At 73.6% G+C, this 26,237-nt stretch carries 26 protein-coding genes; 8 read left to right on the forward strand and 18 right to left on the reverse strand.

Features of this window, described 5'->3' with window-relative positions:
- Positions 1 to 245: 245 nt before the first annotated feature.
- The gene (locus tag HNR61_RS22335; protein ID WP_182845095.1) at positions 246 to 863 is read right to left on the reverse strand and encodes a hypothetical protein; all 618 of its coding nucleotides are present in this window, start codon (positions 861 to 863) and stop codon (positions 246 to 248) included.
- Between the two features lie 262 nt (positions 864 to 1,125).
- Between HNR61_RS22335 and HNR61_RS22340 the strand changes: the two genes are divergently transcribed.
- Positions 1,126 to 1,365 carry a hypothetical protein gene (locus HNR61_RS22340; protein ID WP_182845096.1) on the forward strand — a complete coding sequence of 80 codons (240 nt, stop codon included), beginning with the start codon at positions 1,126 to 1,128 and terminating at the stop codon, positions 1,363 to 1,365.
- Positions 1,366 to 1,432: 67 nt separating this feature from the next.
- On the opposite strand, the gene HNR61_RS22345 is transcribed toward HNR61_RS22340, so the two are convergent.
- Complete coding sequence (locus HNR61_RS22345) at positions 1,433 to 2,359, reverse strand: NAD-dependent epimerase/dehydratase family protein (RefSeq protein WP_182845097.1); 927 nt, start codon at positions 2,357 to 2,359, stop codon at positions 1,433 to 1,435.
- 64 nt (positions 2,360 to 2,423) lie between these two features.
- Between HNR61_RS22345 and HNR61_RS22350 the strand changes: the two genes are divergently transcribed.
- Positions 2,424 to 3,020 (forward strand): TetR/AcrR family transcriptional regulator, encoded by a 597-nt coding sequence (locus HNR61_RS22350; RefSeq protein ID WP_182845098.1) that lies wholly within the window; start codon positions 2,424 to 2,426, stop codon positions 3,018 to 3,020.
- Positions 3,021 to 3,092: 72 nt separating this feature from the next.
- Here the strand turns inward: HNR61_RS22350 and HNR61_RS22355 are convergent, their stop codons facing one another.
- The 5 genes from HNR61_RS22355 to HNR61_RS22375 are packed head-to-tail and all read right to left on the reverse strand — an operon-like array spanning position 3,093 to position 7,698.
- Entirely contained in the window at positions 3,093 to 3,680 is a 588-nt protein-coding gene (locus HNR61_RS22355; RefSeq protein ID WP_182845099.1) for a histidine phosphatase family protein, read from the reverse strand.
- Positions 3,681 to 3,709: 29 nt separating this feature from the next.
- Positions 3,710 to 5,281, reverse strand: coding sequence for a pyruvate, phosphate dikinase (locus tag HNR61_RS22360; protein WP_246443270.1), 1,572 nt, complete (start codon positions 5,279 to 5,281; stop codon positions 3,710 to 3,712).
- Entirely contained in the window at positions 5,269 to 5,904 is a 636-nt protein-coding gene (locus tag HNR61_RS49325; protein WP_182845100.1) for a transcriptional regulator, read from the reverse strand. Before HNR61_RS49325 ends, HNR61_RS22360 begins: the two co-directional genes overlap by 13 nt.
- A gap of 43 nt (positions 5,905 to 5,947) precedes the next feature.
- A complete protein-coding gene (locus HNR61_RS22370) occupies positions 5,948 to 6,745 on the reverse strand; it encodes an ABC transporter permease (protein WP_182845101.1) in 798 nt (265 codons plus the stop codon).
- Entirely contained in the window at positions 6,742 to 7,698 is a 957-nt protein-coding gene (locus HNR61_RS22375) for an ATP-binding cassette domain-containing protein (protein ID WP_182845102.1), read from the reverse strand. Before HNR61_RS22375 ends, HNR61_RS22370 begins: the two co-directional genes overlap by 4 nt.
- A 91-nt stretch (positions 7,699 to 7,789) precedes the next feature.
- Between HNR61_RS22375 and HNR61_RS22380 the strand changes: the two genes are divergently transcribed.
- The gene (locus HNR61_RS22380; RefSeq protein WP_182845103.1) at positions 7,790 to 8,923 is read left to right on the forward strand and encodes a TetR/AcrR family transcriptional regulator; all 1,134 of its coding nucleotides are present in this window, start codon (positions 7,790 to 7,792) and stop codon (positions 8,921 to 8,923) included.
- Positions 8,924 to 9,279: 356 nt separating this feature from the next.
- Positions 9,280 to 9,600, forward strand: a complete 321-nt coding sequence (locus tag HNR61_RS22385) for a hypothetical protein (protein WP_182845104.1) — start codon at positions 9,280 to 9,282, stop codon at positions 9,598 to 9,600.
- Between the two features lie 80 nt (positions 9,601 to 9,680).
- Here HNR61_RS22385 and HNR61_RS22390 read toward each other — a convergent pair whose 3' ends face one another.
- The 7 genes from HNR61_RS22390 to HNR61_RS22415 all read right to left on the reverse strand — a co-directional run bounded on the left by HNR61_RS22390 (position 9,681) and on the right by HNR61_RS22415 (position 17,551).
- Positions 9,681 to 10,691, reverse strand: a complete 1,011-nt coding sequence (locus tag HNR61_RS22390) for a YVTN family beta-propeller repeat protein (protein ID WP_182845105.1) — start codon at positions 10,689 to 10,691, stop codon at positions 9,681 to 9,683.
- A gap of 624 nt (positions 10,692 to 11,315) precedes the next feature.
- The gene (locus HNR61_RS50770; RefSeq protein ID WP_512698961.1) at positions 11,316 to 11,606 is read right to left on the reverse strand and encodes an acyl-CoA thioesterase domain-containing protein; all 291 of its coding nucleotides are present in this window, start codon (positions 11,604 to 11,606) and stop codon (positions 11,316 to 11,318) included.
- Positions 11,607 to 11,894: 288 nt separating this feature from the next.
- Positions 11,895 to 12,170, reverse strand: coding sequence for a hypothetical protein (locus tag HNR61_RS22395; RefSeq protein WP_182845106.1), 276 nt, complete (start codon positions 12,168 to 12,170; stop codon positions 11,895 to 11,897).
- Positions 12,171 to 12,277: 107 nt separating this feature from the next.
- Complete coding sequence (locus HNR61_RS22400; RefSeq protein ID WP_182845107.1) at positions 12,278 to 13,723, reverse strand: RNA polymerase sigma factor; 1,446 nt, start codon at positions 13,721 to 13,723, stop codon at positions 12,278 to 12,280.
- 227 nt (positions 13,724 to 13,950) lie between these two features.
- The gene (locus HNR61_RS22405; protein ID WP_182845108.1) at positions 13,951 to 15,114 is read right to left on the reverse strand and encodes a nucleoside hydrolase; all 1,164 of its coding nucleotides are present in this window, start codon (positions 15,112 to 15,114) and stop codon (positions 13,951 to 13,953) included.
- 179 nt (positions 15,115 to 15,293) lie between these two features.
- Positions 15,294 to 16,292, reverse strand: coding sequence for a cation diffusion facilitator family transporter (locus HNR61_RS22410; protein WP_182845109.1), 999 nt, complete (start codon positions 16,290 to 16,292; stop codon positions 15,294 to 15,296).
- 86 nt (positions 16,293 to 16,378) lie between these two features.
- On the reverse strand, positions 16,379 to 17,551 hold the full coding sequence (locus HNR61_RS22415) for an AMP-binding protein (protein WP_182845110.1): 1,173 nt from the start codon (positions 17,549 to 17,551) through the stop codon (positions 16,379 to 16,381).
- Between the two features lie 113 nt (positions 17,552 to 17,664).
- On the opposite strand from HNR61_RS22415, the gene HNR61_RS22420 reads away from it, so the two are divergent.
- From HNR61_RS22420 to menD, 3 genes are read left to right on the forward strand one after another with little or no spacing between them, the layout of a single operon-like run.
- Complete coding sequence (locus tag HNR61_RS22420) at positions 17,665 to 18,564, forward strand: 1,4-dihydroxy-2-naphthoyl-CoA synthase (protein ID WP_182845111.1); 900 nt, start codon at positions 17,665 to 17,667, stop codon at positions 18,562 to 18,564.
- A gap of 31 nt (positions 18,565 to 18,595) precedes the next feature.
- Positions 18,596 to 19,522 (forward strand): o-succinylbenzoate synthase, encoded by a 927-nt coding sequence (locus HNR61_RS22425; RefSeq protein ID WP_182845112.1) that lies wholly within the window; start codon positions 18,596 to 18,598, stop codon positions 19,520 to 19,522.
- A 22-nt stretch (positions 19,523 to 19,544) separates the two neighbouring features.
- Positions 19,545 to 21,215, forward strand: a complete 1,671-nt coding sequence (menD, locus tag HNR61_RS22430; protein ID WP_182845113.1) for a 2-succinyl-5-enolpyruvyl-6-hydroxy-3-cyclohexene-1-carboxylic-acid synthase — start codon at positions 19,545 to 19,547, stop codon at positions 21,213 to 21,215.
- Positions 21,216 to 21,276: 61 nt separating this feature from the next.
- Here the strand turns inward: menD and HNR61_RS22435 are convergent, their stop codons facing one another.
- From HNR61_RS22435 to HNR61_RS22445, 3 genes are all read right to left on the reverse strand, one after another.
- The gene (locus HNR61_RS22435; RefSeq protein ID WP_182845114.1) at positions 21,277 to 21,732 is read right to left on the reverse strand and encodes a cytochrome P450; all 456 of its coding nucleotides are present in this window, start codon (positions 21,730 to 21,732) and stop codon (positions 21,277 to 21,279) included.
- The gene (locus tag HNR61_RS22440) at positions 21,729 to 22,139 is read right to left on the reverse strand and encodes a cytochrome P450 family protein (RefSeq protein WP_182845115.1); all 411 of its coding nucleotides are present in this window, start codon (positions 22,137 to 22,139) and stop codon (positions 21,729 to 21,731) included. The genes HNR61_RS22435 and HNR61_RS22440 overlap by 4 nt, the downstream gene beginning before the upstream one ends.
- A gap of 277 nt (positions 22,140 to 22,416) precedes the next feature.
- Positions 22,417 to 23,229 carry a tyrosine-protein phosphatase gene (locus HNR61_RS22445; RefSeq protein ID WP_182845116.1) on the reverse strand — a complete coding sequence of 271 codons (813 nt, stop codon included), beginning with the start codon at positions 23,227 to 23,229 and terminating at the stop codon, positions 22,417 to 22,419.
- Positions 23,230 to 23,493: 264 nt separating this feature from the next.
- Here HNR61_RS22445 and HNR61_RS22450 point away from each other — a divergent pair, with 264 nt between their 5' ends.
- The gene (locus tag HNR61_RS22450; RefSeq protein WP_312898031.1) at positions 23,494 to 24,555 is read left to right on the forward strand and encodes a fatty acid desaturase family protein; all 1,062 of its coding nucleotides are present in this window, start codon (positions 23,494 to 23,496) and stop codon (positions 24,553 to 24,555) included.
- A gap of 140 nt (positions 24,556 to 24,695) precedes the next feature.
- Here the strand turns inward: HNR61_RS22450 and HNR61_RS22455 are convergent, their stop codons facing one another.
- The gene (locus HNR61_RS22455; RefSeq protein ID WP_182845117.1) at positions 24,696 to 25,940 is read right to left on the reverse strand and encodes a M14 family metallopeptidase; all 1,245 of its coding nucleotides are present in this window, start codon (positions 25,938 to 25,940) and stop codon (positions 24,696 to 24,698) included.
- Between the last annotated feature and the right edge of the window lie 297 nt (positions 25,941 to 26,237).

Here is a 26,237-nt window from a genome sequence, read left to right on the forward strand (position 1 = left end):
CGGGCGGTGCGCAGGGCTATCCGCAGGACACAGTTCCCGCATAACTGCTCTGCGTCTGTCGACACGGGCTCTGGTGACACCGACGTCGTCGTGCGACGTTCCCCGAGGCCGTGGTAGCCGTTGCTAACGCGAGTGCTGAGGCCGTCTTCGATTCCGCTGGGGGATCGAAGACGGCCTCCTCACGCGGCCCGGGGGGCCGCGGTCACATCGTCAGAGCCTCACACGCGCTGGCCCGCTCGCGGCGCTCAGATCAAGTGGATCGAGGACGCCTGGTTGTTCAGGCCGCCGTGCTGCATCATCGAGGGATTCTCTCCGACGGGTGAGGTGTACGCTCCGGCGAAGTTCTCGTGCTGGTAGTGCCTGACCTGGCAGCCGTTGTAGCCCTTGAACGACGAGATCCGGTCGTTCCAGCCACCGAGGCTGGTCTTCATCCATTCCACCGAGCCGTCACCGTCGCAGCCGGAGGTGCCCGTGATCGTGAGGCTGCCCGCGGTGGTCTGGTAGTAGTTCCAGTCGTACTCGATGGAGAGTGTGACCGTCGCCAGCGGCGCGGCGCTTGACGCGGCCTGCCTGCCGATGGCGTTGATCCGCTGTTCGAACGACCGGCTGGCGGCGGCGGCCGCCGGGCTCTGCGGCGCGTCGGTGATCTGGCCGCCCGTGGCGGCGGAGATCGCCTGCGGGAAGGTGTCGTAGCACTGCGTCCGGTCGGTCGCGAGGTTGACGACGCAGTGATCCTTGTCCGCCGGTGCCGTGGTGGCTGAGGCGGCGGACGCCGTGGCGAAGAGCCCTCCGCCGGCCATCGCCGTGGCCAGCGTTCCCACCACAACGGCGCGCTTGGAGCGTCCGGACATGCTGGTCCGCATATCGCTTCTCCGTTCCCGATGCGGCATGCCCGGTCAGGCATGCCTGGCAAAGCGAGTGAACCGCCCGCGTGCTTCAGATCTGCTTCAGAACGGTGTCTCGCGCAGCCGGCACCCACGCGCCCTCACCAGGGCTTGGCCCATCTGAACGGCCTCGGCTGCGGACTGGCCCGTGAGGAGGGATTCCCGCGTTCAAGGTCATCCCCCAGGCCAGCGACCCGCCCGCCGATCCCTGATCGTCAGGGGGATCGCAGACAGGCTCTGAATGCCCGGAGGCCTCGCGCTCACCGGGACCTCGGCGGCGGCCGCCGCCGGGAGCCAGGCCCGGGAGAAGGCAGCCCGGCGCGCCTGCGGCAGCGGCGTGTTCCTCGACGGCCTCCGGGCCCTCGCGGTCAGCGAGAGCGGCCGCGACGAGGTGTTCGTCACCATCAGCCGGGACGCGAACTGGGACTACGAGTTCTGCTGTGGCGACGACGGCAGGTACCGGCTCGGGGCCCCCGCCTGATCCGCCCCTCCCGCGCGGCATCGCCTCCGGCCTGCGACCGGCCGGAGGGGTGGGGCGAGGCGTCCTTTCAGGCCGCGTCGCGCCGGTACCAGTCGAGCGTCGCGGCCACGCCCTCGGCGTGCGGGGTGACCTTGACGGGGCCGAACGCCTCGCGGAAGGCGGTGTCGTCGGCGACGAACGGCCGGTCGCGCTGGTACCAGGTCTCGCCGAGCCCGCGCACGGTGGGGTTGAACAGCCCGATGAGGCGCTGCGCCCCCCGGCCGAGCCCGGCGACCTTGGGCCCGCCTCCCGCCTCGGCCCGCACGAGGTCGAGGAACCGGCGGCCGGTGATCGCCTCGGCGGCCGGCAGGTGCCAGGCCCGCCCGTCGGCCTCGGCGCTCTCGCCGAGGGTGACGAGCCCGGCGGCGATGTCGGGGAGGTAGGCGAGGGTGTGCGGCTGGTCGAGGTCGCCGACCCAGCGGACGGTCCTCCCGGCGAGGGCGGCGGCGAAGACGTTCGGGCCGATGACGGTGTTGACGCCGCCGGGGCCGTAGTAGTCGGAGGCCCGTCCCAGGGTCGCCCGGAGCCGCCCGGACCGGTGGGCGTCGAGGATCATCCCGTCCACCTCGGCGCGGACGCGGCCCTTGGGGTTGGCGGCGGCGTGCGGCAGGCCCTCGGTCATGGGGCCCTCGACGGGCCCGTAGACGTAGAGGTTGTCGGCCATGACCAGCTTCGCCCCGGCGGCCTCGACCCCGGTGAGGATCGGGCGGATGAGGCCGGGGAACTCCTCGGCCCAGCGCTCGTACCTCGGCTGCGCGCACTGGTAGACCACCGCGGCGCCCTCGCAGGCGGCGATGGCGCCCTCGGTGGTGGTGACGTCGGCCTGGAAGCCGTCCGGGCCGGTGGCCGGACCGCGGCTGACGGCGCGGACCCGGTGGCCGCGCGCGGTGAGCTCGGCGACGACGGCCGAGCCGATGGCGCCGGTGGCACCGAGGACGACGTGGAGTTCGGACATGGCGCGGCTCCCGGAAAGGTTTAGTAACGCTGTTTCGTAACGACGTTACGTTATGATGGTCCGCATGGCAAGACCGAGGAACCGGGACTACGAGGAACTGCGCCGCGAACTCGTCGACGCCGGCGGACGGCTCCTGGCCGCCGAGGGACCGGCGGCGTTGAGCACCCGCCGCGTCGCGGGGGAGGCGGGCGTGTCCACCACGGCCGTCTACAACCTGTTCGGCGACAAAGCGGGCCTGGTCCGCGAGATGTTCCTGGCCGGGTTCGAACGCCTCGCCGCGGCGTTCGCCGCCGTGCCCCGTACCGGCGATCCCGTCGCCGACCTGCTCGCGCTCGGCCGCGCCTACCGTGCCAGCGCCCTGGCCAACCCCCACCTCTACGAGCTCATGTTCGGGCGGCCGGTTCCCCAGTTCCAGCCCGACGCCGAGACCGGCGCGCTGATCCGGCCGACCTTCGACACCCTGGTCGCCGCCGTCGCCCGCTGCGTGGAGGAGGGCGCCTTCGCGCCCGCCGAGCCGCACGACGTCGCCGTCAAGATCAACGCCCTGGCGCACGGGCTGTGCAGCCTCGAACTGCGCGGCGCCCTCGGCGGCACCGACGAGGCGCGACACCACTGGGACAGCGCCTTCGAGATCATGATGCGGGGGCTGGCCGGGCGGTGACGCCGCCTCGAACCGGTGACCCGCGTGCATGCGGGAGGGCCCGGGAACGCGGCGCCGGCCCGGCCGCCCGCCTCAGGGCCGAACGCCGGCCCCGAACCCCGTCCACCGCAGCTCGGGCGGCAGGTGCCCCATGTCGTTGTACAGCAGCACCGTCGGCGCCGGGCCGTCGCGGTACTCGATCACCGTCAGCGCGGTGTTCCCGCAGTTCAGGCCGAGCCAGCGCACCAGGGGCGCGTCGAGGGCGTCCCGGACCAGCCAGGCCACCGGATAGGCGTGGGTGACCAGCACCTCGTGCGTCTCGGTCTCGGCGGGGCGCGCGAACCTGGCGGTCAGGGCGGAGGAACGGCGCTCCGCCTCCGCGGCCTCCGCGGCGCCGTACCCGTCGAAGAACGGCGCCCAGGACGGCGGCGCCTGCTCCGGTACGTGCGGCACGTGGTCGACCAGCTCGGGCGCCTCCCGCACGGCGGCCCTCGGCAGGCACCTGCCGATGATCTTCGCGGACCGCACCGCCCGGGGCAGGGGCGAGTGCCACACCGTGTCGATGGGAAGGGCGGCCAGGCGCCGTCCGACCAGTTCCGACTGCCGCCGCCCGACGTCGGTCAGCTCACCGAACGGGTCCGCGGCTCCGTGCCGCACCAGGTACACGTGCCGGGTCGCCATCGTCGTCCTCCTTGGGGTCGGGCCCGCGCTCAACGGCTCGCGCGGCCGGTGGGCGGGTGGTGGCGCAGTGCGGCGTGGGCCGCGTCGAGGCGCTGTGCCTCGTCGCGTGCGGAGTGGTCGCCCGAGACGTCGTCGGCCCATGCGAGCAGCCGGTGGAGGTGGCCGCCGGCCGCGTCCGCGACGACGCGGGGGGTGCCGAGGGCGACCTCGCCGCTCGTCCCGTCGATGGTGACGAGGGCGCCGTCGCCGACGCCGCGGCCGCCGACCGTCACCGAGCCGCTCCCGGCGTCGACGGTGAGGCCGGTGACGCCCACGACCGCGGGCTTGCCCATGGCGCGCGCGACGACCGCGGCGTGGCTGGCCGGCCCGCCCCGCGCGGTGACGATCCCGGCGGCCGCGGCGAGGCCGTGCATGTCGTCGGGCGAGGTCTCCGGCCGCACCAGGATGACCGGGGCGTCCCGGGCCATGAGCACGGCCCCCTCCGCCGTGGTCGCCACCCGGCCGGCCGCGACACCGGGGCAGGCGCCGATCCCCCGGGCGAGAAGGTCGGTCCGCTCCGACGGCGCGATCCGCGGCGTGCGGACGTGCGGCAGATGCCGCGGCGAGACCCTGAGCAGCGCCTCGTGGCGTTCGATGACCCGCTCGTCGACGAGTTCGGTGGCCAGGCGGACGGCGGCCGCGCCGGCGAACCGGCCCGGCCGCACCTGGAGGATCCACAGCTCACCGGCCTCGAAGGTGAACTCGACGTAGCAGGCGTCGCGGTAGTGCCCCTCGACGCGGCGCAGCGCGTCGAGGAGTTCCGCCCACACGCCCGGCTCCCGCGCGGCGAGCTCGCCCAGCGGCCGGGTCGCCGCCCTGCCGGAGACGGCGTCGTCGCCCTGGTGCCCGAACAGGACCTCGCCGTACGGGACGTTCTCACCGGTGTTGGGGTCGCGGCTGAACGCGACCCCGGTACCGCTGCGGGCGTCGCGGTTGCCGAACACCATCCTCTGGACGACCACCGCCGTGCCGAGGTCGTGCGGGATGCCGTGCAACGTGCGGTACGTCCGCGCGCGGGGCGTGTCCCACGACGCGAACACGGCCTCCACCGCCCACTCCAGCTGGCGGATCGCGTCGTCGGGGACCGGCCGGCCGCGGCGTTCCCCCGCGAGGCCCTCGGCCGCCCTCGTCGCGGAGGTGAAGCTCGCCAGGAAGCGCGACCGGGAGTCCAGGGCGAACGGCCGGTCGCCGGTCTCGGCGGCCAGGCCCTCGGTGGCCTCGGTCGTCAGGCCGAGGTTGAGGACGGTGTTCATCATGCCGGGCATCGAGACGCCGGCCCCGGAGCGGACCGACACCGCCAGCGGCCTGCGCGGCCCGCCGAAGACGCGCCCGGTGGAGCGTTCGAGGTCGGCGACGGCCGCCGCGAGCTCCTCGTCGAGCCCCTGGGGACGGCGTCCGTCCCGGAGGAAGGCGCGGCACGCCCCGGTGGTGACGACGAACCCGGCGGGCACCCGCAGCCCGAGGCGGTGCAGCAGGACCAGGCCGTGCGCCTTGCCGCCCAGCGTCTCCGCCGTCTCCCCGACCCGGGCGGAGACCGCGCGGACCCACCTCATCGGGGCCATCGGGGCATCCCGAGGGTGACGAGCAGGTCCTCGTGCAGCTCCGCCCACACGGTGTGGTACGACGCGGTGCTGTCGGTCACGTACTCCAGCTCGCCGGAGGCGGCACGGCCGAGGGCCCCGGCGAGGCGGTCGCGGTACCGGCCGAACCGGGGCAGCGCGGCGGCCAGTTCGGCGCACACGACCGCGGCGCGCCGGTCGAGGTCGGCGAACCGGTCGAGGACCCGGGCGTCGTAGGCGGGGTCGCCGTGGTCGTTGACGCCGACGACGCCGTCGACGGTGCGGAGCTGCCACGCCGTGCACAGGTCGAGCAGTTCCGGGTTGAGCACGAGGAACCGCTCGTAGGCCGCCGTCACGGCCGCGCGGGCGCCGGCCGACTCCAGCTCGCCGGTGATCCGCTCGATGTCGGCGGCGCGGCCGGCGTCGGTGAGGCTCCAGCCGGGCATGGGGCCGGAGGTCCGCGTGACGAGTCCGGCGACGCCGAGGTCGATGAGCTCGGACTCGACATCGGACTCGTCCAGGCCCGTGGCCAGGCTGAGACGGGCGGGGCCGGTGGCGCCGGTGCAGCGCAGGGCGTGCAGCACCAGCAGGTCGGCGTCCGTGGTGGGGGTTTCGGAGTGGTTCACGTCTCGTCTCTCCGGTCGGTGGGAAGGCTGCGGGACGGCACGGTCACTCCTGGCGGCCGTAGGCGCGGACCGCGAGCGGGCAGAAGACGGCGAACAGGGCCGCCGACCACAGCAGCGTGAGGCCGACGCTTCCGGCGGGCGCCGTCCCGTTCAGCAGGGCGCGGCAGGCGTCCATGACGTGGGTGACGGGGTTGACGTCCGCCCACGCCCGGAGCCAGCCGGGCAGGGTCTCGACCGGGGCGGCCAGGCTGCTGCCCAGTTGGAGCGGCAGGAAGGCGACGAAGCCGACCGCCAGCACGGCGTCGGCGCTCCTGACGAGCACCCCGATGTACACCGTGACCCAGCTCAGGCAGAACCCGAACAGGATCGCCAGCCCGGCCGCCCCCAGCGCGTCGGGGACGCCGCCCCGGACGCGGAACCCGAGCAGCGCGCCGAGGCCGAACAGCACCGCGACGGCGACCGTGTAACGGAGGATGTCGGCCATCACGGAGCCGAGCAGCGGAGCCGTACGGCTGATCGGCAGGCTGCGGAACCGGTCGGTGACGCCGTTCCTCAGATCGAGGTTGATGGCCGACCCGGTGGAGATCATGCCGGCCAGTCCGGCGCCCATGACGAGGATGCCGGGGAACAGGTACTGCAGGTAGCCGGCGGTGGTCCCGGCGACCGGGCGGCCGAACAGGGAGAGGAACAGGACCATGAACAGCGCCGGGGTGACGATGCCGTTGACGGCCGGGCCCGGGTTGCGGGTGGTCTTGGCGAGGCTGCGCCGGGCGAGCACCGCGCTGTGCCGGAGGACGGCGAGGCGCCGGGGCCCGGTGGCCTGGGGGAATGTCGTGGTCATGCCGCTTCCTCGGTGCCGGTGGCGGGCGCCCCGGTCAGGGACAGGAAGACCTCGTCGAGGCTGGGCAGGCGGAACGCGAGCTCGCCGACGTCGATGCCGCTTCCGCGGAGCCGGGCGGTGATCTCGAAGAACTCCGCGTCACCGGCGACCGGCGCGACGAGCCCGTGGCGGCGTGACCGGTCGGGCTCCCGGCCCGTGACCCGGGCGATGATCGCCGCGGCGCGGTCGAGGTCGGCGGCGTCGGCCGTCCGGAGCGCGATCGTGTGCCCGCCGACCTCGCGCTTGAGGTCGGCGGGGGTGCCGGACGCGATCACCCGTCCGCGGTCGAGGACGGTGATCGCGTCGGCGAGGGCGTCGGCCTCCTCCAGGTACTGCGTCGTGAGCAGGACCGTGACGCCGTCCCGGGCGAGCCCGCGGATCATCCGCCACAGCTCCTCGCGCCCGCCGGGGTCCAGCCCGGCCGAGGGCTCGTCGAGGAAGACGACCTCGGGCCGCCCCACCAGGGCGGCGGCCAGGTCGAGCCGGCGCCGCATCCCGCCCGAGTAGGTGGCGACGGGCCGGTCGGCCGCGTCGTCGAGGCCGAAACGGGACAGCAGCTCGTCGGCGCGCCGGCGGGCGTCCCGCCGTCCGAGGTCGAGCAGCCTGCCGATCATGACCAGGTTGGACCGCCCGGACAGCTCGCCGTCGACGCTCGTGTGCTGTCCCGACAGCGCGATGCGCCGGCGGACCCGCTCCGGGTCCCGCCGCGCGTCGATCCCGGCCACGCGCACCTCGCCCGCGTCGGGGCGCAGCAGGGTCGCCAGCACCCGGACGACGGTCGTCTTCCCGGCGCCGTTGGGGCCCAGCAGTCCCAGTACCTGCCCCCGGGGAGCCGCGAAGGTCACCCCGCCGACCGCGGTCGTCCGACCGAATCTCTTGATCAACCCATTGACCTCGAAGCCGTTGTCGTCCATGTCCCATCTCCGATGTTCGCGAAATCCCGATGACGCCACCATCTGGATGTTCTGAGTATCATGACACGGCGGGAAAGGGAAAGGGGCATCGATGGCGAGGCTGACCCGCGCGCAGCAGCAGGAGCAGACCCGCGCGGCCGTGCTGGTCGCGGCCCGGCGGGAGTTCGCCGAGCACGGCTACGCCGAGGCCAAGGTCGACCGGATCGCCGAGCGCGCCGAACTGACGAGGGGCGCGGTCTACTCCAACTTCACCGGCAAGCGCGCTCTCTACCTCGCGGTGCTCCTCGACACCGCCGAACGGGCCCGGGCCGCCGCCGAGCCGCCACCGGAGCCGCCCGCCACCGCCGGGCGGGCGCTGGGCGCCTTCGCCCGGGTCTGGCTCGAACGGCTGCCGCTCGCCGTCGACACCCCGAGCAGCGGCCATCTCCAACTGCGCTCGCTGTCCGGCGTCGTCGACACCGAACCGGCACGGGCGGCGCTGGCCGAACTCGTCCGGTTCGAAGCCCTGCTGCTCGCCCGGGCACTCGAACCGCACGCCGCGCTGCGCACCGGGGCGGTACGGCGGGCCGAACTGGTCCTGACCCTGCTCCAGGGCGCGGCGAGCCTCGCCGAGGGCGCCCCCGGGGTCGGCGATCCCTTCGCCCTGGTCCGCGCCGCCGAGCACCTGGCCGACGTCCCCCTCCTCGACGAGGACGCGGACCCGCCCCACCTGCCCTTCGTGGCCCCGGCGCGGCCGGCGCGCGACCCCTGGACGGCCCCCCGCGGACTCCGCGACGAGATCACCGGCCGCCGGGCCGACCTCGACGGCGACGGCGTGGTGGTCGTGCTGGGCGTGCGGCGCCTGTCCGCGGCCGAGGAGGCGATGCGCGCGGCGCGGCCGGGCGACGCGCTGACGTTCGTGGTCGTGACCGGCGATCCCGCCGAGACCGGCCGCCTGGCCCGGCTCCGGACCGTCGATCTCATCGCCTGCCTGCGACGGGTGTTCGCGCCCGGGGACCTGCCGCGATTCCGCCTCGTCTTCGACGACGACGGCGCGGTCGCCGCGGCCGTCGGCCGGAACCCGGCCGACGACTTCACCGAGCTCGCGGTCCGCACCCGCGACGGCCTGATCGTGGCCCGCGCGGACGGACGCGGAGCGGGCCACGCGGTGACCGACCATCGAGCCCGCGACGGCGACCGGCGGCGCGGCGGTACGAGCCCGGGCAGGCCGACGGGCGAGGGGTGAACCGGGGCCCGGATCACCGGGCCTCCGACGACCGCGGAGGCGGGACCCGTCACAAGGGGGCGGCTGGACGAGGAACGGCAGGCCGTTGTGGGCCTGCCGCTGGCTGGGCCATGACGCGGTCGGGGTGTGCAGGGCGCTGGTCGAGGCGTCGCACCACGGACCAGCGGATCTCGACCGCCCCGCGTGTTCGACGCCATGATCATCCGCGAGGGCGCCGCGGAGGTTCCATCGGCCCGAGCTCTTTTACCCAACAATGGGTGATCGGCCGGATACACACGGCACCGATCGAGCAGGTAGTGGTCTGAACACGCTCCCAGCGGCTCATCGCCGCTCACCGACCTGCATCGAGGAGTCTCGTGAACAAGCGTCTTTCCATCGCCACCGGCATCGGCGCCCTGAGCGCACTGGCGACGCTGGGCCTGGGGATCTCCCTGGCCGCGGCCGACGAGAGCCGCTCCGGGCGGCCGCCGGTCATGGCGCCGACCCCGAGCACCTCAGCCAACGTGACCCCGACCTGCATCAAGCTCTCCGACATCACCAGCCTGCTGGAGGGCGAGCGGCGCGCGGCCCCCGCGCCGACCTCGAGCGTCAAGCCCGCCCCCGGCTACGTCCCCGTCTGCGTCGAGGGCACCGGCGCTCCGGCCCCGTCCCTGTCCCCGAGCCCGGCGACGCCGTGACGGCGTCGTAGCGGAACCGTCGCGGGGCGGGGACGTCCGACCGCCTCCCCGCCCCGCCTCCCGGGGGTCCGCGCCCGTCCTCAGCGCGGCGAGACGGCCACGCCCTCGGGCTCCTCGCCGACGGGGACGGTGGCGATGACCTTGTTGTCCTGGGCGTCGATGACCGACATCGTGTCCGAGCCGGTGTTGGTGACGTAGACCCGGTCGCCGCCGGGTTCGACGGCCACGCCCTCGGGGCGGCGGCCGACCGGGATGGTGGCGGTGACCCGGGCGGTCGGCGCGTGGATGACCGAGACGGTGTTGTCGCGCATGTTGGCCACGTAGACCCACTCGCTGAACGGGGTGGCCCCGACGCCGGTCGGCGTGCGGCCGACGGGGACCGTCACCGGTTCCGCCCCGGGCGCGACGACCGTGACCGAGCGGGAGCCGGTGTTGGCGACGTACACGTGGCCGGCGCGGCCGGGGGCGGCGACGCCGTGGGGGAACAGGCCGGTGCGGTGCGAGGCGATGATCTTGTTGGTGCGGACGTCGATGACCGACAGGCTGCGGCCGCCGTTGTTGGTCAGGAGGACCTGGGCTCCGTCGGGAGAGGCCGCCAGGGTGTGCGGCAGGGGCCCGGCGGGGATGGTCGCCACCGGCCGGCCCCTGCCCGCGTCGATCACCGTGACCGTGTCGGAGCCGTGGTCGGCGACATAGACGCGGTCCGGGACGGCCACGACGCCGAACGGCACCCGCCCCACCGGGATGGTGGCGACGACCTTCAGGGTGGCGGTGTTGATGACCGAGACGTCGTTGGACAGGGCGTTGGCGACATAGGCCCGGTTGCCGTCCGGGGCGACCGCGGCGGCGACCGGGGCGTCGCCCACCGGCACGGTCGCCCTCACCTCCTCCAGCCGGGTGTCGTAGACGGTCACGGTGTCGGACCCGGTGTTGGTGACGAAGGCCAGGATGCGGGAGGGATGGGATTCGGCGGGCTGGACCGGCGAGAAAGCGAACACGACCGTGCCGCCCAGCCCGATCGTCAGGAGCAGCGTTCCCGGGCGTCCCACGCGTGCCAGAGGGCCGTCCCGCTTCCCCAGTCTCATGATCATGATCACTTAGCGTAACCACAGACGGAGGGTTGGTAACACTCTGAGTGATCTTCGTTCGCCGTCGTGTCACGCTTCTGGCCAGCGCACATGTGGCTCGGGCCGCATCGCCGACGGGGGTGGGCCGAGGGGGCGTCCCGCCGCTCGCCCGGCCGGCGGCGCGCGTCGGCGTGTCGGCGCGGCTCTCCCGCGCCCGGTGGGGTGGCGGGTGGAAAAATCACCGCGCGGGACTGACGGGTGCTGTGAACAACTGTAAGCGCCCTGTCACTTCCGTCTGACCGAATACGGAGTTACGGTCGACACACCACTTGGTGACCTGGGCAGATGGTTCTCATCCTGCCAAAGGAGGTTGTCGGCCCGGGCACCGGCCAGGGTCCGAGGGGACGGCCGCAGGGCGATCATCCGCCCCGAACTCCCGCTCGGCGGCCGAACAGTCCTGGTCGTGGTCCCCGGAAGAGGCGTACCGAACAGCGGGCCGACCCGGCCCAATGCTCGCTCGCACCGGTCTCGGGGCGGGCCCCGGCCGCTCCGCACGGCCCGTCCGGTACTGGCTCCACTCTCTCCCGGGAGGGCGCGGGACGACGCCTCGCTGTCGGCCTCGTCCCGCGCCACGGAGCCCGCCCGCGCTCAGCAGGGCGAGCTGCCGGGACCGGGCGCCCCGGGTCGCAGAAAGAACGCCGACGCCACCAGCGGATCGCGGAACCCGGAGCGCTGCCGCAACGCGCGCACGCCCGCCGCCATCAGGTAGCCCCCGTGCTCGACGGCGAAGGCGCCGGAGCCGTCCGGGACCGGCCGGGCGCCCCGGCAATGATCGTTCCCGACGGGGCCCGCCTCGCGTTCTTGGCGGGGTCCCTTCTGGCGCAGGGGCCGGCCCCGCCGGGGAGTTCCCGCACGCGGCTCCTGTTCACCATATGAAATACCAGGTCAGCGCATGTGTGGCGTGGTGCTCGCGCCGGCGGGGACGGGCGGGCAGCATGATCCTGCTCGCACGAGCCGCACGCCCAGGTCATCTGTGGGGGACTGCCTGGAGGCGACGCGGCGCGGCGGCCGGACAGACCCTCGGCCGCCCGCGCACGGCTCTCGCGAGACCCCTCGCCGCGCCCCGACGGGCGGTGTTCCCGGGAACGGGGCCGCCCGGCCGGAGACGGGGCGCGGCGAGGGGGACCTCCGTGGCGGCCGCCGAACGGCCCGGACGGAACCGGCGGCTCAGCAGGCCCCCGGGCCCGGACCCGGCGAGCCGGGGCGGGCCGACAGCATCGGCTCCCAGAACAGCGCCGCCTCACGGTCGGGGATCCCGCAGCCGCACTCGCGGGAATGGCGGGTGGCCGACGCCGTCCGGCGCACCAGGGCCGAGGCGCGAACCGCCGCGCAGCCGCACGCGTGCGCGGCGACGGGCGATCCGGAACAGTCGCAGAGCGGGGAACCGCGCATCTCCAGCTCGTCGGCGAGCGCGGCGCGTTGGGCGTCGGTGACGGGGGTCATCCGGGCATTGTCGGGGAAAGCCCGCCGAAAACGGTGAAGGCCCGCCGGGGAACCGGCGGGCCAGGGGACGGGGGACAGGGGACGAGGGACGGGTCAGGCGGCGCTGATCAGACCGCGAAGTCCAGCAGCGGCTGGGCGTTGCTGGGGTGCCGCAGCTTGGACAGCGACTCCTTCTCCAGCTGGCGGATCCGCTCGCGGGTCAGGCCCAGCGCCTTGCCGATCTCGTCGAGGGTCCGGGGCGTGCCGTCGTACAGCCCGAACCGCATCGCCATGATCTTGGCCTCGCGGGGGTTGAGGATGTCCAGCGTGCGGCGCAGCTGGTCGGCCATCAGCTGACGGTCCACCAGCTCCGACGCCTCGGGGCTGTCGGTGTCCTCGATCAGGTCGCCGATGCGGGTCTCGCCGTCCTCGCCGATCGTGGAGTCCAGGCTGATCGGCTGGCGGCTGGTGCGCAGCAGCTCGCGGACCTGCTCGGGGCTCTTGTCCAGCTCGACCGCCAGCTCCTCGGGGGTGGGCTCGCGGCCCAGGCGCTGGTGCATGTCGCGCTCGACGCGGCTGAGCTTGCTCAGCATCTCCAGCACGTGGACGGGCAGCCGGATCGTGCGGGCCGAGTCGGCGAAACCGCGCTGGATCGCCTGCCGGATCCACCACATCGCGTAGGTGGAGAACTTGTAGCCCTTGGAGTAGTCGAACTTCTCCACCGCGCGGATCAGGCCCAGGTTGCCCTCCTGCACCACGTCCAGCAGCGACAGGCCGCGGTCGGAGTACTTCTTGGCGACCGACACCACCAGGCGCAGGTTGGCCTCCAGCATGTGGGACTTGGCGCGGCGGCCGTCGGCGGCCACCCACTCCAGGTCCATGCGCGCCTCGTGGGAGAGGTCCGGCTCGTTCTCCAGCTTGTACTCGGCGTACAGGCCCGCCTCGATGCGCTTGGCCAGGTCCACCTCCTGCTCGGCGGTGAGCAGCTGGCGGCGGCCGATCGCCTTGAGGTAGGTGTGCACCGAGTCGCCCATGGCCGTGGAGGTGTCGTCCAGGTCGGCGATCTCGGTGTCGGCCGGGTCGGCGTCCGACAGCTCGAACGCCTCGTCGGCGTCCTCCTCGTCGGCGGGCTCGGGGGCGGCCTTGACCGCGGCCTTCTTGTCGGCGGTCGCGCGGGTCGCGCGCTTCCTGGCCGGGGCCTTGGGGGCGGCCTTGGGGGCGGTGGCCTCGACCGGCTCGGCGGTCTCCTCGACGGCCTGCTCGCCCTCGACGGCCGCGACGGTCTTCTTCGCGGCCCGGGCGGTCTTCGCCGCCGGCTTGGCCGTGGCCTTGGTGGCGCTCCTGGAGCGGGTGGCGCGCTTCTTGGGCTCCTCCTCGCTGGCGAGGCTGATGCCGTTCTCCGACAGCTCGCGCAGGATGGAGCGGCCCTGGGCGGGGCTGATACCAGCCGCCTCGAAAGCCCGGCGGACCTCGTCGAGCGAGAGGCGTCCTTGGGCACGGCCACGCTCCAGGAGGTCGCCGAGAGCGGAGCTCGTCGACTCCGTGAGCGGGGTCTCTACGGCGGTTCGTGGCATGGGGACACCCCTCTCCCTTCGTGTGTGTCTGCGACGCGGAGGATGTCTGCTCTGGTGACGCGCGCACTTACGGCAACGTCGCACGGCCGGGTCGTTGTTCCCGGGCCGGTACACCAAGCGTCTCACAACACGCGCCCAGACCCGGCCAAAAGACGCTTTTTACCTGCGGGAACGTCGAGGGGACCGGGTCGGGCGGGGGTGACGCGGCCCACACCGGGCCGCGGGGCTCAGCGGGTCATGCGGTCCACGTACAGGTTCCAGAAGCGCTCCTGGTCGACCTCGAACACGATGGTGGCCTTGCGGGTCCCGGCCGGATTGCGCGGTGCGGCGAACTCCCGCGTGGCGTAGCCCATCGAGCGCCCGTAGTTGGGGCCCTCGGTGGCGTCCACGTCCACGTACCGCTCCTCCGCGCGCTTGATCACGCCCGGGTCCAGGAAGACGGCCGCGGTGAGGGAGTCCCAGACCGGCGTCGTGTACCGGGGGTTCCTGGCGAACTCCGGTCCGTGCAGGTCCTTGAACATCTTCTTGATCGGCGTCTGCGGCCCGGCGACGATCCGGTCGTACCGCGCCTTGGTGTAGAGGACCTTCATGGCGGCCTCGTTCGGCACGATCGTCTGCCTGCGGAACGGCGTGCGCAGCGCGATCTTGGCCGACTCGGGGTCGAACCACCAGTTGAACTCGGCGGCCGGGGTGGTGTTGCCCGGCTCGTCGAACGCCCCGCCCATGTAGACCACTTCCTTGATCATGGGCACGATCTCGGGGTGGGTGCGCACGGCCAGCGCCAGGTTGGTGGCCGGGCCGATCGCGAACACCGTCACCTGGCCGGGGTGGCGCCTGACCTGGTCGACGATGAAGTCGGCGGCGGCGCCGCCCCTCGGCCTGGCCTTGGGGTACCCGCCGTAGGGCGGCTTGGGCAGCTTCAGGTACGACGGGGGCCGCTTGGTGTCGAACGCGCCGCCGTAGGGCGACTTGCCGTACAGCGCGTCCTGCCCGGGCAGCCGGGACTGCCGCCAGGCGAACAGCGGCTCCCCGGCGCCGGGGACCACCGGAACGTCCCCGCGCCCGATCAGTTCGAGCTGGCGCAGCGAGTAGGCGGTGCCCGCCTCCACCCAGGTGTTGCCGCTGACGGTGGTGACGCCGAGGACGTGCACGCCCCGGTCCTTGGCCAGCATGAACAGGGTGGCGGCGTCGTCGTTGAGCTCGCCCATGTCCGCGTCCACGATCACCTTGCGGGCGCCGGGCGCGGGCGGGGCGGCCGGGGGAGCGGCCGCCGGGCCGGGGGCGGCCGGTGCCTCGCCCGGTTCGGAGGCGGCGCCGGCGGTGTAGACGGCGACGGGGGCCAGGGCGCAGGCCAGCGCGGCCGCGGCGGTCAGCAGATGGGAGCGTCGCATGGGGGATCCCTTCGGACACGCGTCGCGCGTGTGGATCGTTGGGCCGCACCGGACCCTGCCGCACCGCGCACCCGCCCGCAAGATCACTTCGGACAGTGTCACATGATCGTAATTTTCGGGAGGCGTCCCGACCGCGGCAACGACTGACCTTACCGCGTAAAGAGCGCCGCCTGTGGCTCCTATGAGGTCGCGGTCCCCTTGTGGCCGAGCGCCGGGCCGTAGCGGGCGATGACACGTGCCCGAAGCTCGGGGTCGTCGCGGGGGACCGGCTCCAGGAAGACCTCGTCGATCTCCTCGTGGGCCTCGCGCAGCTCGTGGTCGAGGCGGACGCAGGCGCGTTCCATCTCGACGGAGGTCAGCACGTCGCGGAAGTCCAGCCGGGCGCACACCAGCACCCGGTCCGCGCCGACGATCATGGTGAGGACGTCCACGACCTGCTCGACCTCGGGGGCGGCGGCGAGCCGGGCGCGGACGTCGCCGACGATGCGGGGGTCGGCCTGGCTGCCGATGAGCAGGTTCAGGTTGATGCGGCCGAGGACCAGCGCGACGGCGGTGAGCAGCACGCCGATCAGCACCGAGCCGACGCCGTCCCAGACGGCCGAGCCGGTGAGCTGGTGCAGGCCCATGCCCGCGAACGCCAGCAGCAGGCCGATCAGCGCGGCCGAGTCCTCCAGCAGGACGCTGATGGAGGTGGGCTCGTCGGTGCGGCGGATGTGGACGATGGTGGACAGGCCCTCGGCGCGGGCGTCGGAGCGGACCTGCCGCAGCGCCTGCTGCCAGGAGATCGCCTCCAGGAGGAAGGAGACGCCCAGCACGACGTAGCCGACCAGCGGGTCGGGCTCGTCGCCGTGGTGGTGGCCGAGCAGGGTCTCCACGCCCTGGTAGAAGGCGAACAGCGCGCCCATCCCGAAGATCGCGACGGCGACGAGCAGGGTCCAGATGTAGCGTTCCTTGCCGTAGCCGAACGGGTGGCGGCGGTTGGCCGGGCGGGTGCTGCGGCGCAGTCCGACCAGCAGCAGGACCTCGTTGAAGGTGTCGGCGACCGAGTGGGCGGCCTCGGCGGCCATGGACGCCGATCCGGTGACGACCGCCGCGATGATCTTCGCGACGGCGATTCCGAGATTGGCCCCGAACGCCAGCAGGACCGTCAACGCGCTTTCCGGCTTCTCCCCGGCCATGCACACCCCCCGTGATCAACGGCTGTCATTCCCGTCGCCGCGGCGCTGACACGGGAGGGCCGGGCGGGGGAGCGGGCGGGGCCGGGTCAGGGGCGGCGGAGGCGTTCCAGGTCGGGCTTGCCGGAGGGGAGCAGCGGGATCTCCGGCAGCAGTTCCAGTTCGCGCGGGGCGGCGCAGGCGGGCATGGTCCGCCGGATCCAGTCGCGCAGTTCGGCGAGGGTGGGGGCGTGGTCGCCGGGGACGACGACGGCGGTGACGCGTTCGCCCCACTCGGGGTCGGGGCGGCCGACGACGACGGCGTCGCGGATCCCGGGGTGGCGGGCCAGGGCGGCGGCGACCTCGCCCGCGACGACCTTCTCGCCGCCGGTGTTGATGACGTCGTCGACGCGGCCGCGCACGCGCAGGCGGCCGTTCTCGACGACGCCGAGGTCGCGGGTGACGAACCAGTCGCCGTCGCGGACCGAGGCGGTGAGCCGGGGGCGCAGGCGGTAGCCGGTGAACAGGACGGGCCCGGCGAGGCGGATGCGGCCCTCGGCGTCGATGTCCAGGCGGACGCCGTCCAGGGGGAGGCCGTCGTAGACGCAGCCGCCGCTGGTCTCGCTCATGCCGTAGGTGGTGAGGACCCGTGCGCCGCGTTCGCGGGCGGCGGTGAGCAGGCCGTCGGGGGCGGCGGCGCCGCCGAGCAGGATGGAGCGGAACTTCGACAGGTCGGTTCCGGCGTCCAGCAGGCGGCGCAGCTGGGTGGGCACGACGGCCAGGTGGGCGGCGTCGGCGTCGGCGACGGCGGTGGGGTCGAAGCGGGGCTGGATGACCGGTTCGGTGCCGGCGACCAGGGCGCGGACCAGGACCTGGACGCCGGCGATGTGGCTGGTGGGCAGGCAGCACAGCCAGCGGTCGCCGGGTTCGGCGCGCACGCGCTGGAGGGTGGCGGTGGCCGAGGCGCGCAGGGCCGGGGCCGACAGCTCGACGATCTTGGGGGTGCCGGTGGAGCCGGAGGTGGCGATCAGCACGGCGGTGTCGGGCCCGGCGGGGATGCCCGCGATCGGCGCGCAGGCGCTGCGGGGCCGGTAGGGGGTGACGCCGTCGGCGGTCTCGACGGCGTGGGGGGCCAGGGCGTCCAGCAGGGCGGTGCGGGCGGGGCCGGGCAGGTCGGGGGAGATCGGGCAGATCGCCGGACCGGTGCCGTCGAGGGCGGCGGCCAGGGCGGCGAACAGGCGTGGGCCGGGCGGGAGCACGACGGCGTGCAGGCGGCGATCCATGGTCTGTTCAGCGTAGACGACCCCGCTGAACGCGTTCGAATCGGTGAGGCGGTTAGATGGGGGAGGGCCCGGTCGTCGGGTCCGGCCAGGGGATCGGGCAGGGAGAGGGACACATGGTTTCGGAGTTGTTCGACCCGGACGCGTGGAAGGTGGTCGAGGGGTTCGACTTCACCGACATCACCTACCACCGTGCGGTGGACCACGGCACGGTGCGGATCGCGTTCGACCGGCCGGAGGTGCGCAACGCGTTCCGGCCGCACACCGTGGACGAGCTGTACCGGGCGCTGGACCACGCGCGGATGTCCAGCGACGTGGGGTGTGTGATCCTGACCGGCAACGGGCCCTCGCCCCGGGACGGCGGGTGGGCGTTCTGCTCGGGCGGCGACCAGCGCATCCGGGGCAGGGACGGCTACAAGTACGCCGAGGGGGAGACCTCCGACACGATCGACCCGGCGCGGGCGGGGCGGCTGCACATCCTGGAGGTGCAGCGGCTGATCCGCTTCATGGGCAAGGTCGTGATCTGCGTGGTGCCGGGGTGGGCCGCCGGGGGCGGGCACAGCCTGCACGTGGTGTGCGACCTGACGCTGGCCAGCGCCGAGCACGCCCGGTTCAAGCAGACCGACGCGGACGTGGCCAGCTTCGACGGCGGGTTCGGGTCGGCGTACCTGGCGCGGCAGGTGGGGCAGAAGTTCGCGCGGGAGATCTTCTTCCTGGGCGAGACCTACACCGCCGAGGACGCGCACCGGATGGGCATGGTCAACGCGGTCGTGCCGCACGCCGAGCTGGAGAAGACGGCGCTGGAGTGGGCCCGGAAGATCAACGGCAAGAGCCCGACGGCGCAGCGGATGCTGAAGTTCGCCTTCAACCTGATCGACGACGGTCTGGTGGGGCAGCAGGTGTTCGCCGGGGAGGCGACGCGGCTAGCCTACGGGACCGACGAGGCGGCGGAGGGAAGGGACTCCTTCCTGGAGAAGCGCGACCCCGACTGGTCGCGCTACCCGTGGCACTACTAGGGCTTCGAGCAGGGCAGGGGGAACGGTTCGGGTGCGGGTCTACTCGATCCCGATGCGGACGAGGTTCCGCGGCATCACACGGCGGCAGGGCGTGCTGCTGCACGGCCCGGCGGGGTGGGGCGAGTTCTCGCCGTTCGCCGAGTACGGGCCGCCGGAGACCGCGCGCTGGCTGGCGGCGGCCCGGGAGGCCGCCCGCGACGGCTGGCCGGCGCCGGTCCGCGACCGGATCCCGGTGAACGTGACCGTTCCCGCCGTCGCCCCCGAGCGCGCGCACGCGATCGTGCGCGCCTCGGGCTGCCGCACCGCCAAGGTCAAGGTCGCCGAGCGCGGCCAGGACGACGCCGACGACATCGCCCGCGTGGAGGCGGTGCGCGACGCCATCGGCCCCGGCGGGCTGGTGCGGATCGACGTCAACGGCGCCTGGGACGTCGACCACGCCGCCCGGATGATCCGCACCCTGGACCGGTTCGGCCTGGAGTACGTCGAGCAGCCGTGCGCGACGCTGGAGGAGCTGGCGCGGGTGCGGCTGCTGGTGGACGTCCCGATCGCCGCCGACGAGTCGATCCGCCGCGCCGAGGACCCGTTGCGGGTGAGGGCGGCCGGGGCCGCCGACGTGGCGGTGCTGAAGGTCCAGCCGCTGGGCGGGGTCGCCGCCGCGCTGCGGGTCGCCGAGGCCACCGGGCTGCCGGTGGTGGTGTCCAGCGCGGTGGAGACCTCGGTGGGGCTGGCGGCGGGCGTGGCGCTGGCCGCCGCGCTGCCGGAGCTGCCGTACGCGTGCGGCCTGGCGACGCTGTCGCTGCTGGAGGGCGATGTGGTGCGCGACCCGCTGGTGGCCGAGGGCGGGTTCGTGCCGGTCCGCCGCCCGGAGGTGGACGAGGCCGCCCTGCGCCGTTTCGAGATCGAGGACGAGGGGTGGCGGCGGCGCGTCGCCGACGCCCACGCGTCCCTGGAGGCCTGACCGTGATCGGAGAGTCCCGCCCATGAACCCCGCCACCGCCCTGGCGACCGTCCTGGTGGACGAACTGGTGCGCTGCGGCATGACCGACGCGGTGCTGGCCCCGGGGTCGCGGTCGGCTCCCCTGGCCCTGGCGCTGCACGCCGCCGCGCAGGCCGGGCGGCTGCGGCTGCACGTGCGGGTCGACGAGCGGTCGGCGTCGTTCCTGGGGCTGGGCATGGCCAAGCGGTCGGCCCGGCCGGTGCTGCTGGTGTGCACCTCCGGGACGGCCGCCGCCAACTTCCACCCGGCGGTGATCGAGGCGAGCGAGTCGGGCGTCCCGCTCATCGTGATCACCGCCGACCGGCCGCCCGAGCTGCGCGACACCGGCGCCAACCAGACGATCGACCAGGTCAAGCTGTACGGCACGGCGGTGCGGTGGAGCACCGAGGTCGGGACGCCGGAGAACCGGCCCGGCATGGTCGCCTACTGGCGTTCGCTGGTGGCGCGGGCGTGGGGGCTGGCGCAGGCGCCGGTGCCGGGCCCGGTGCACCTGAACGCCGCGTTCCGCGAGCCGCTGATCCCCGACGGCGACGACTCGTGGTGCGAGCCGCTGGACTCCGACACCGGCGGGCCGTGGACGAAGATCCGGGCGGCGACGCCGGGGTCGGTGCTGCACGTCCCGGCGACCCGGCGCGGGCTGCTGGTGGTCGGCGACGGCGCCGCCAACGTCAAGCGGTACGTGGCGGCGGCGTCGATGGCGGGCTGGCCGGTGCTGGCCGAGCCCAACGGCAACGCCCGCTACGGCGACCACGCGCTGTCGGCGCACCACTTCCTGCTGGGGGTGCCCGAGTTCGTCGAGCGGCACCGGCCCGAGGTGGTGGTGACGCTCGGCAAACCGGGGCTGTCGCGGCCGCTGCTGTCGCTGCTGCGGCGGGCCGACGAGCACATCGTGCTGTCACCGGACCTGGCGCGCTGGCCCGACCCGGTGCGGTCGGCGACCCAGGTCGCCCAGGACGTGGAGATCCCGGTGGTGTCGGGCGACGACGGGTGGCTGAAGTCGTGGCGGGCCGCCGACCTGGCCGCCGCGGCGGCCGTGGACGAGGTCCTGGACGCCCACCCCGAGATCACCGAACCGCGCCTGGCCCGCGACCTGGTGGCGGGCCTGCCGGGCGGGTCGCTGCTGTTCGTGGCGGCGTCCATGCCGATCCGCGACCTGGACCAGGTGATGCGGCCGCGCCGCGGCATCCGGATCATGGCGAACCGGGGGGCGTCGGGCATCGACGGGCTGGTGTCCACGGCGATGGGCGCGGCGCTGGTCCACTCGGGCCGCGCGTACGCGCTGCTGGGGGACCTGTCGTTCCTGCACGACCAGAACGGCCTGATCCTGGGCCCGGAGGACCGGCGTCCCGACCTGGCGATCGTGGTGGTCAACAACTCCGGCGGCGGGATCTTCTCGCTGCTGCCGCAGGCGACGCTGCCGGGGCCGTTCGAGCGGGTCTTCGGCACCCCGCACCAGGTGGACCTGGAGGCCGTCGCGGCCGCGCACCGCATCCCGTACCGGCGCCTGGAGTCGGCGGCCGACCTGTCCAAGGCGGTCGCGGGGGAGGGGTTGCGGATCGTGGAGGCCCGCACCGACCGGGAGGCCAACGCGGCCCTGCACGCCGAACTCCGCCGGGCGGCCCACCAGGCCGTCCGCACCGCCCTGGCCGACTGACGGCCGGCCCGCCGCACCCGAACGGGAGGTCGTGCGTCCCGGAACGGTGACGGACGGGCCGTCAGGGGCGCGCCGGTGAGCGGAGACGAACGGGAAGGGCCTGGGGGACACGCTCGACGATGCCCGCCTGCCAGGGCAGCCGGTCCAACGGGATGGTGAGGGCCAGGTCGGGGAAGGCGGCGGGGTCGTGGTTGGCGGCGTTGAAGACCGGGGCGACGACCGCGCCCTGGGGGATGGTGGTCCCGGCGATGTCGACGGGCGCGGTGGTGAAGTGCCACAGGCCGTGGCTGATGGGGTTGCGGTAGCGCAGTAGCTCCTCCACCAGGGCGGGGCCGGTGTCGGGGGCGTGGAGCAGGCGGCGCAGGTCGGGGCGTCCGGTCAGCAGGGTGATGGTCACGCTGAGGATCTCGTATCCGGTCCAGGCGCGTGCCTTGAGTTCGGCGCGCAGCACGCCGAGCAGCGTGTCGTCGGGATTGCGGATCTTGTCGGCGAGGGTGGCGCTGATCAGCTCGCTCATCCGGTCGAGGTGGACGGCCGGCCCGGCGGGGGGAAGGCCGCTGGCCAGCGCGGCGATCCGCTCGGCCAGCTCCGCGTCGTGCCGGGGGCGAACCCCAGGATGCGGGCGCAGACGCCGGTGACGACGGGCACGGCGAAGTGGTAGTGCAGGTCGGGTTCGTCGCGGGTGGCGAGGTCGTCCAGGTGGTGGTGGACGGTGCGTTCGATGAGCGGCCGCCAGCGGTGCACCGCCCGCGCCGGCAGGAACGCGGCCAGCGGGCCCCGCAGCCGTTTCAGTTCGGCCCCGTCACGGTTGAGCCCGCCGATGGCGACGAACTCGTCGCGGTGGCGGTCGTGGCCGAACGGCGGGTCGGGCGTCCCGGAACTCGGCCTTGCGCGGCTTGACGAGGAAGGTCCCGTAGACCACACCGGAGCCGTGGTCGGCCTGGTGGAAGGTGGGCAGCCCGGCCACGTAGCCGTTGCGGGCCGCGTAGTCGTTCGCCTCGCGGAAACGCCTGTCCCGGTCGCCCATGGTGATCCCCCAGGGGGTGTCGAGTTCGCATCTGTCTCACCACGACCCTCAGGGGTGGAGCGGCTCGGCACCACCACCCGACATTGGGGATTGACCACGTGACCCGGGCGTCAGCGCAGAAGCCGGGTGGCGCGCGGGCCGGTGAGGGTCCGCGCGCCGTCGGCCGGCGCGGGGTCAGTCGAGCAGGCGGCCGCGGAGGGCGGCGGTGTCCTCGTCGGTCCAGCCGTGCCGGGCGAGCCAGGGGAGGGTGCCGCCGTGCTCCTCGTCGAGGCGGGTGAGGAACTTGTCCATGATGGCGGCGTGGGGCTGGTGGCTGTCGGCGGGACGCGAGTCCAGGTCGGCGGCGTAGGTGGGGCTGTTGCGCAGCCGGGTGAGGACGGCGTGGAGGCGTTCGCCGGTCTGGGCGTAGTCGGTGACGATGGCCTCGCGGGTGACGCCGACGACGTCCAGGGCGAGGGCGCAGACGACGCCGGTGCGGTCCTTTCCGGCGGCGCAGTGGACGAGGGCGGCGCCGTCGGTGCGGGCCATGACGCGCAGGGCGGCGACGATGGAGTCGGCGCGGTCGCGAAGGTAGCCGTGGTAGTGGCCGATGGAGCGTTCCTGTTCGGGATCGTCCTGGTGGGGGCGTTGCTGCCAGGGGAGGACCTGGTCGAGGTCGATGCCGCCGGGGGCGGTGTCGGCCGCGACGTCGGTGTGGCGGCCGCCTTCGGCGAACAGGGACAGGTGGTGGATGGTGACGGAGGGGGTACGGGTGAGGGGGCCGGGGCCCTCCAGCCGGACCTCGGGGTGGCTGCGCAGGTCGATGACGTTCTTGAGGGCGTAGTCGTCGAGGAGGACGCGGAGGTCGGCGACGGTGAGGTCCTGGAGGTTGTCGGCGCGTAGGACCCGTCCGCGTCGGGTCTCTTGTCCGTCGGCCGTGGGGAGGCCGCCCAGGTCGCGGGCGTTGACCGCGCCTTCGAGTTGGATCCACCGCGTGCGCTCGCTCATGGTTGGTGACTTTATCGGGCGGTCATGACGTTTGTTTTACGCAGGGGGGGTTACGCCTCCTGCGCGAGGGTGGGGGTGGGTCCCCCGGAAATGGGGTGCTAGCCCTCCTGCGGTGGAGGTGGAGGAGGGGCGAGGCTGGTCGCGTTCTCGGCCTTCGGTCGCGGACGGGACCTGAGAGCCAGATAGGGGTTGGCTCTGTGGTGGGGCGACCGTTCGGTCCGGCGGTTGGGAGTGTTCAGGCACCGGATCGTGGATGGAGGGTTCGTGAGCGTGACTGCGGAGACCGCGGTGGAGACCGTGGCCGGGGAGACGGCCGGAAGTACGGGTGGGCGGGCCGTCGGCGGGGATTTCGGGCCGCTGGTGCGGCAGGTGCGCGCGGCGGGGCTGCTGGAACGGCGGCGGGGGTACTACGCGCGGGCGGCGGCCGGGAACGTGGCGGCGACGGTGGGGCTGTGGGCGGCGGTCTGGTGGTGGGGGGCGTCGTGGTGGGTGCTGGCGTTGGCGGTGCCGATGGCGCTGGTGTCGGGGCGCACGGGGTTCCTGGGGCATGACTCGGGGCACCGGCAGATCGCGGCGTCGCACCGCGTGAACCGGGCGTTGGGGCTGGTGCTGGGCAACCTGCTGCTGGGGATGGGACGCGGGTGGTGGAACGACAAGCACAACCGGCACCACGCCAATCCGAACCACGTGGGCAAGGACCCGGACGTGGGGGAGGGGGTGCTGGCGTGGACGCACGAGCAGGCGGCGCGGAGCCGGGGCGCGCTGCGGTGGGTGCAGCGGCACCAGGCGGCGCTGTTCTTCCCGCTGCTGCTGCTGGAGGGGTTCAACCTGAAGGTGGGGAGCCTGCGGTTCCTGCGGGGGCGTCCGCGGCGCGAGCAGCTGCTTGAAGGGGGGCTGCTGACGGCCCACATGGTCGGGTACGTGGGGCTGGTCTTCACGTTGCTGTCGCCGGGGAAGGCGGTGGCGTTCATGCTGCTGCACCACGGGCTGTTCGGGTTGCACCTGGGGTCGGTGTTCGCGCCGAACCACAAGGGGATGGCGATGCCGGGGGCGGAGGACCGCTGGGACCACATGCGGCGGCAGGTGCTGACGTCGCGGAACGTGCGGGGCGGCGTGGTGGTCGACTGGCTGATGGGCGGGTTGAACTACCAGATCGAGCACCATCTGTTCCCGGGGATGCCGCGGTGCAACCTGCGGCGGGCGCGGCCGCTGGTGCGTGAGCACTGCGCGGCGGTGGGGCTGCCCTACACCGAGACGGGGCTGGTGGAGTCGTACCGGCTGGCGCTGGGCCACCTGCACGAGGCGGGGGCGCCGCTGCGGAAGTAGCGGCGACGGCCGGCCGCGCGTCAGGCGCCCCGCGGCCTTGGAACGAGTGATCCCCCCGGGACCATGGGTCCCGAGGGGATCGGGTGCTTCGAGTCCTGCCGATCCGGGGCGGGCCGGAGGGCCCGCTCACCTGGTGGCCGTCAGGCCGAGCAGTACTGGCCCTGCTTGCCGATCGCGCGGTAGGGGCAGTCGGCGTACTCGGTCAGGAGCAGCAGCGAGTCGCGGACACCGGCCACCAGCGAGTCGATGCGGGACGGCGACGGGTAGAAGCCGCCACCGCCGAGCTCATAGGTGAACGAGAAGATGCGCTGGTCACCCCAGGTCCAGTCGCCGGTCGTCCCGTCGGTGATGTAGAGATCGCTGGACTGCTGAGGGGTGAACCCGTTGCTGGCGGCCAGCTGCCTGCCGATGGTGCGGTGCGTGGCCTCCTCGTCGGCCGACATCGCGCCGGGGACGGTGTTGTTGTAGGTGTAGCCGAACGGCCAGAGCACCAGGTTGCCGTAGGAGTGGATGTCCAGGAACAGCTTGATCTGCTGCCGGCCGCCGACGATCCGGCTCCTGACGAAGTTGGTCAGCACCCTGGTCTCCGGCGCGGACTCGGGGCTCGGGCCGCGGTAGGTCTCGCTGGACACGTTGCCGGACGAGCCGCCGCAGCAGCCCCACCTGTAGGGGAAGTTGCGGTTCAGGTCGGTCGGGGCGGGCTGCCGGTTCTTGCGCCACATCCGGCCCGGCTGGGTGTCGGACGTCATGTCGTACACCTGGCCGTCGGGGTTGACGACCGGGAAGATCCACATCTCCCGGGAGTCCACCAGGTTCGTGACCCGGGTGTTGGAGCCGTAGCCCCGGGTGAGGGTCCCGATCAGGTCCAGGGCCTGCTCGGCCGTGAGCCGCTCGCGGGCGTGGATGTTGGCGATGTAGAGGGTCTCGGGCTCGTTCTCGTCGGTCGCCACGTTGTCGCTGATCTTCACGCCGACGATGTCGCGGCCCTGGTAGGACTTGCCGATGGCGATCTTCCGCGCGATCTGGGGATAGGCCGCGACGACCGCGTCCAGCTCGGCCAGCGTCTCGGCGAGGGTGTGGTACGAGGTCGCCGCGCGCGGATGGGACGTCGGCGACGGCAGCGCCGTCACCGTGTGGCCGAGCTTCCTGATCTCCTTCAGCTCGGACGGGATGGCGCTGATCTCCAGCGACCCGTCCGCGCGCACGGCGTCGATCGCTGCGCCGGTACGGGCGACCTGGCTGCGCTGCTGGGTCGTCTTGGGCCCGCTGACCAGGTACCGCTGGGACGTGGGGTCGGGGGCCGCGGCCCGGGCCGGGGCCGTTGCCGTCAGGACGAGGAGGAATGTCGACAGGACGGCGACGAGCAATTTCGGGAGCTTCGCCATGGGCGGGGACACCTGCCATTCGGAAAGGCGCTCGTGGTGCCGTCACGATGACCTCTCCTGAGGCGTCCGACAATGGGCGCCCCGATGCTCCCCGGCCATCTCCGGAATGGTGTAAGAGCAGTTCAGAGAGCCTTTCTCGGCCTGCCGTCCAGTCCGGATCAAAGTTCCGTCGAAATTTCACCGCCGCCGGTCGATAAGCGAATTCGGTGCGGGGTGACGGCCGGTGGCCGGGCGCCGTGCGGCCACCGGGCCGGACGTTCCGGTGGCGCGCCGGGCCCGCTCCGGAGCGAGGCGCCC

This window comes from Actinomadura kijaniata, assembly GCF_014138665.1.
In the GTDB taxonomy this organism is placed as follows: Bacteria; Actinomycetota; Actinomycetes; order Streptosporangiales; family Streptosporangiaceae; genus Spirillospora; species Spirillospora kijaniata.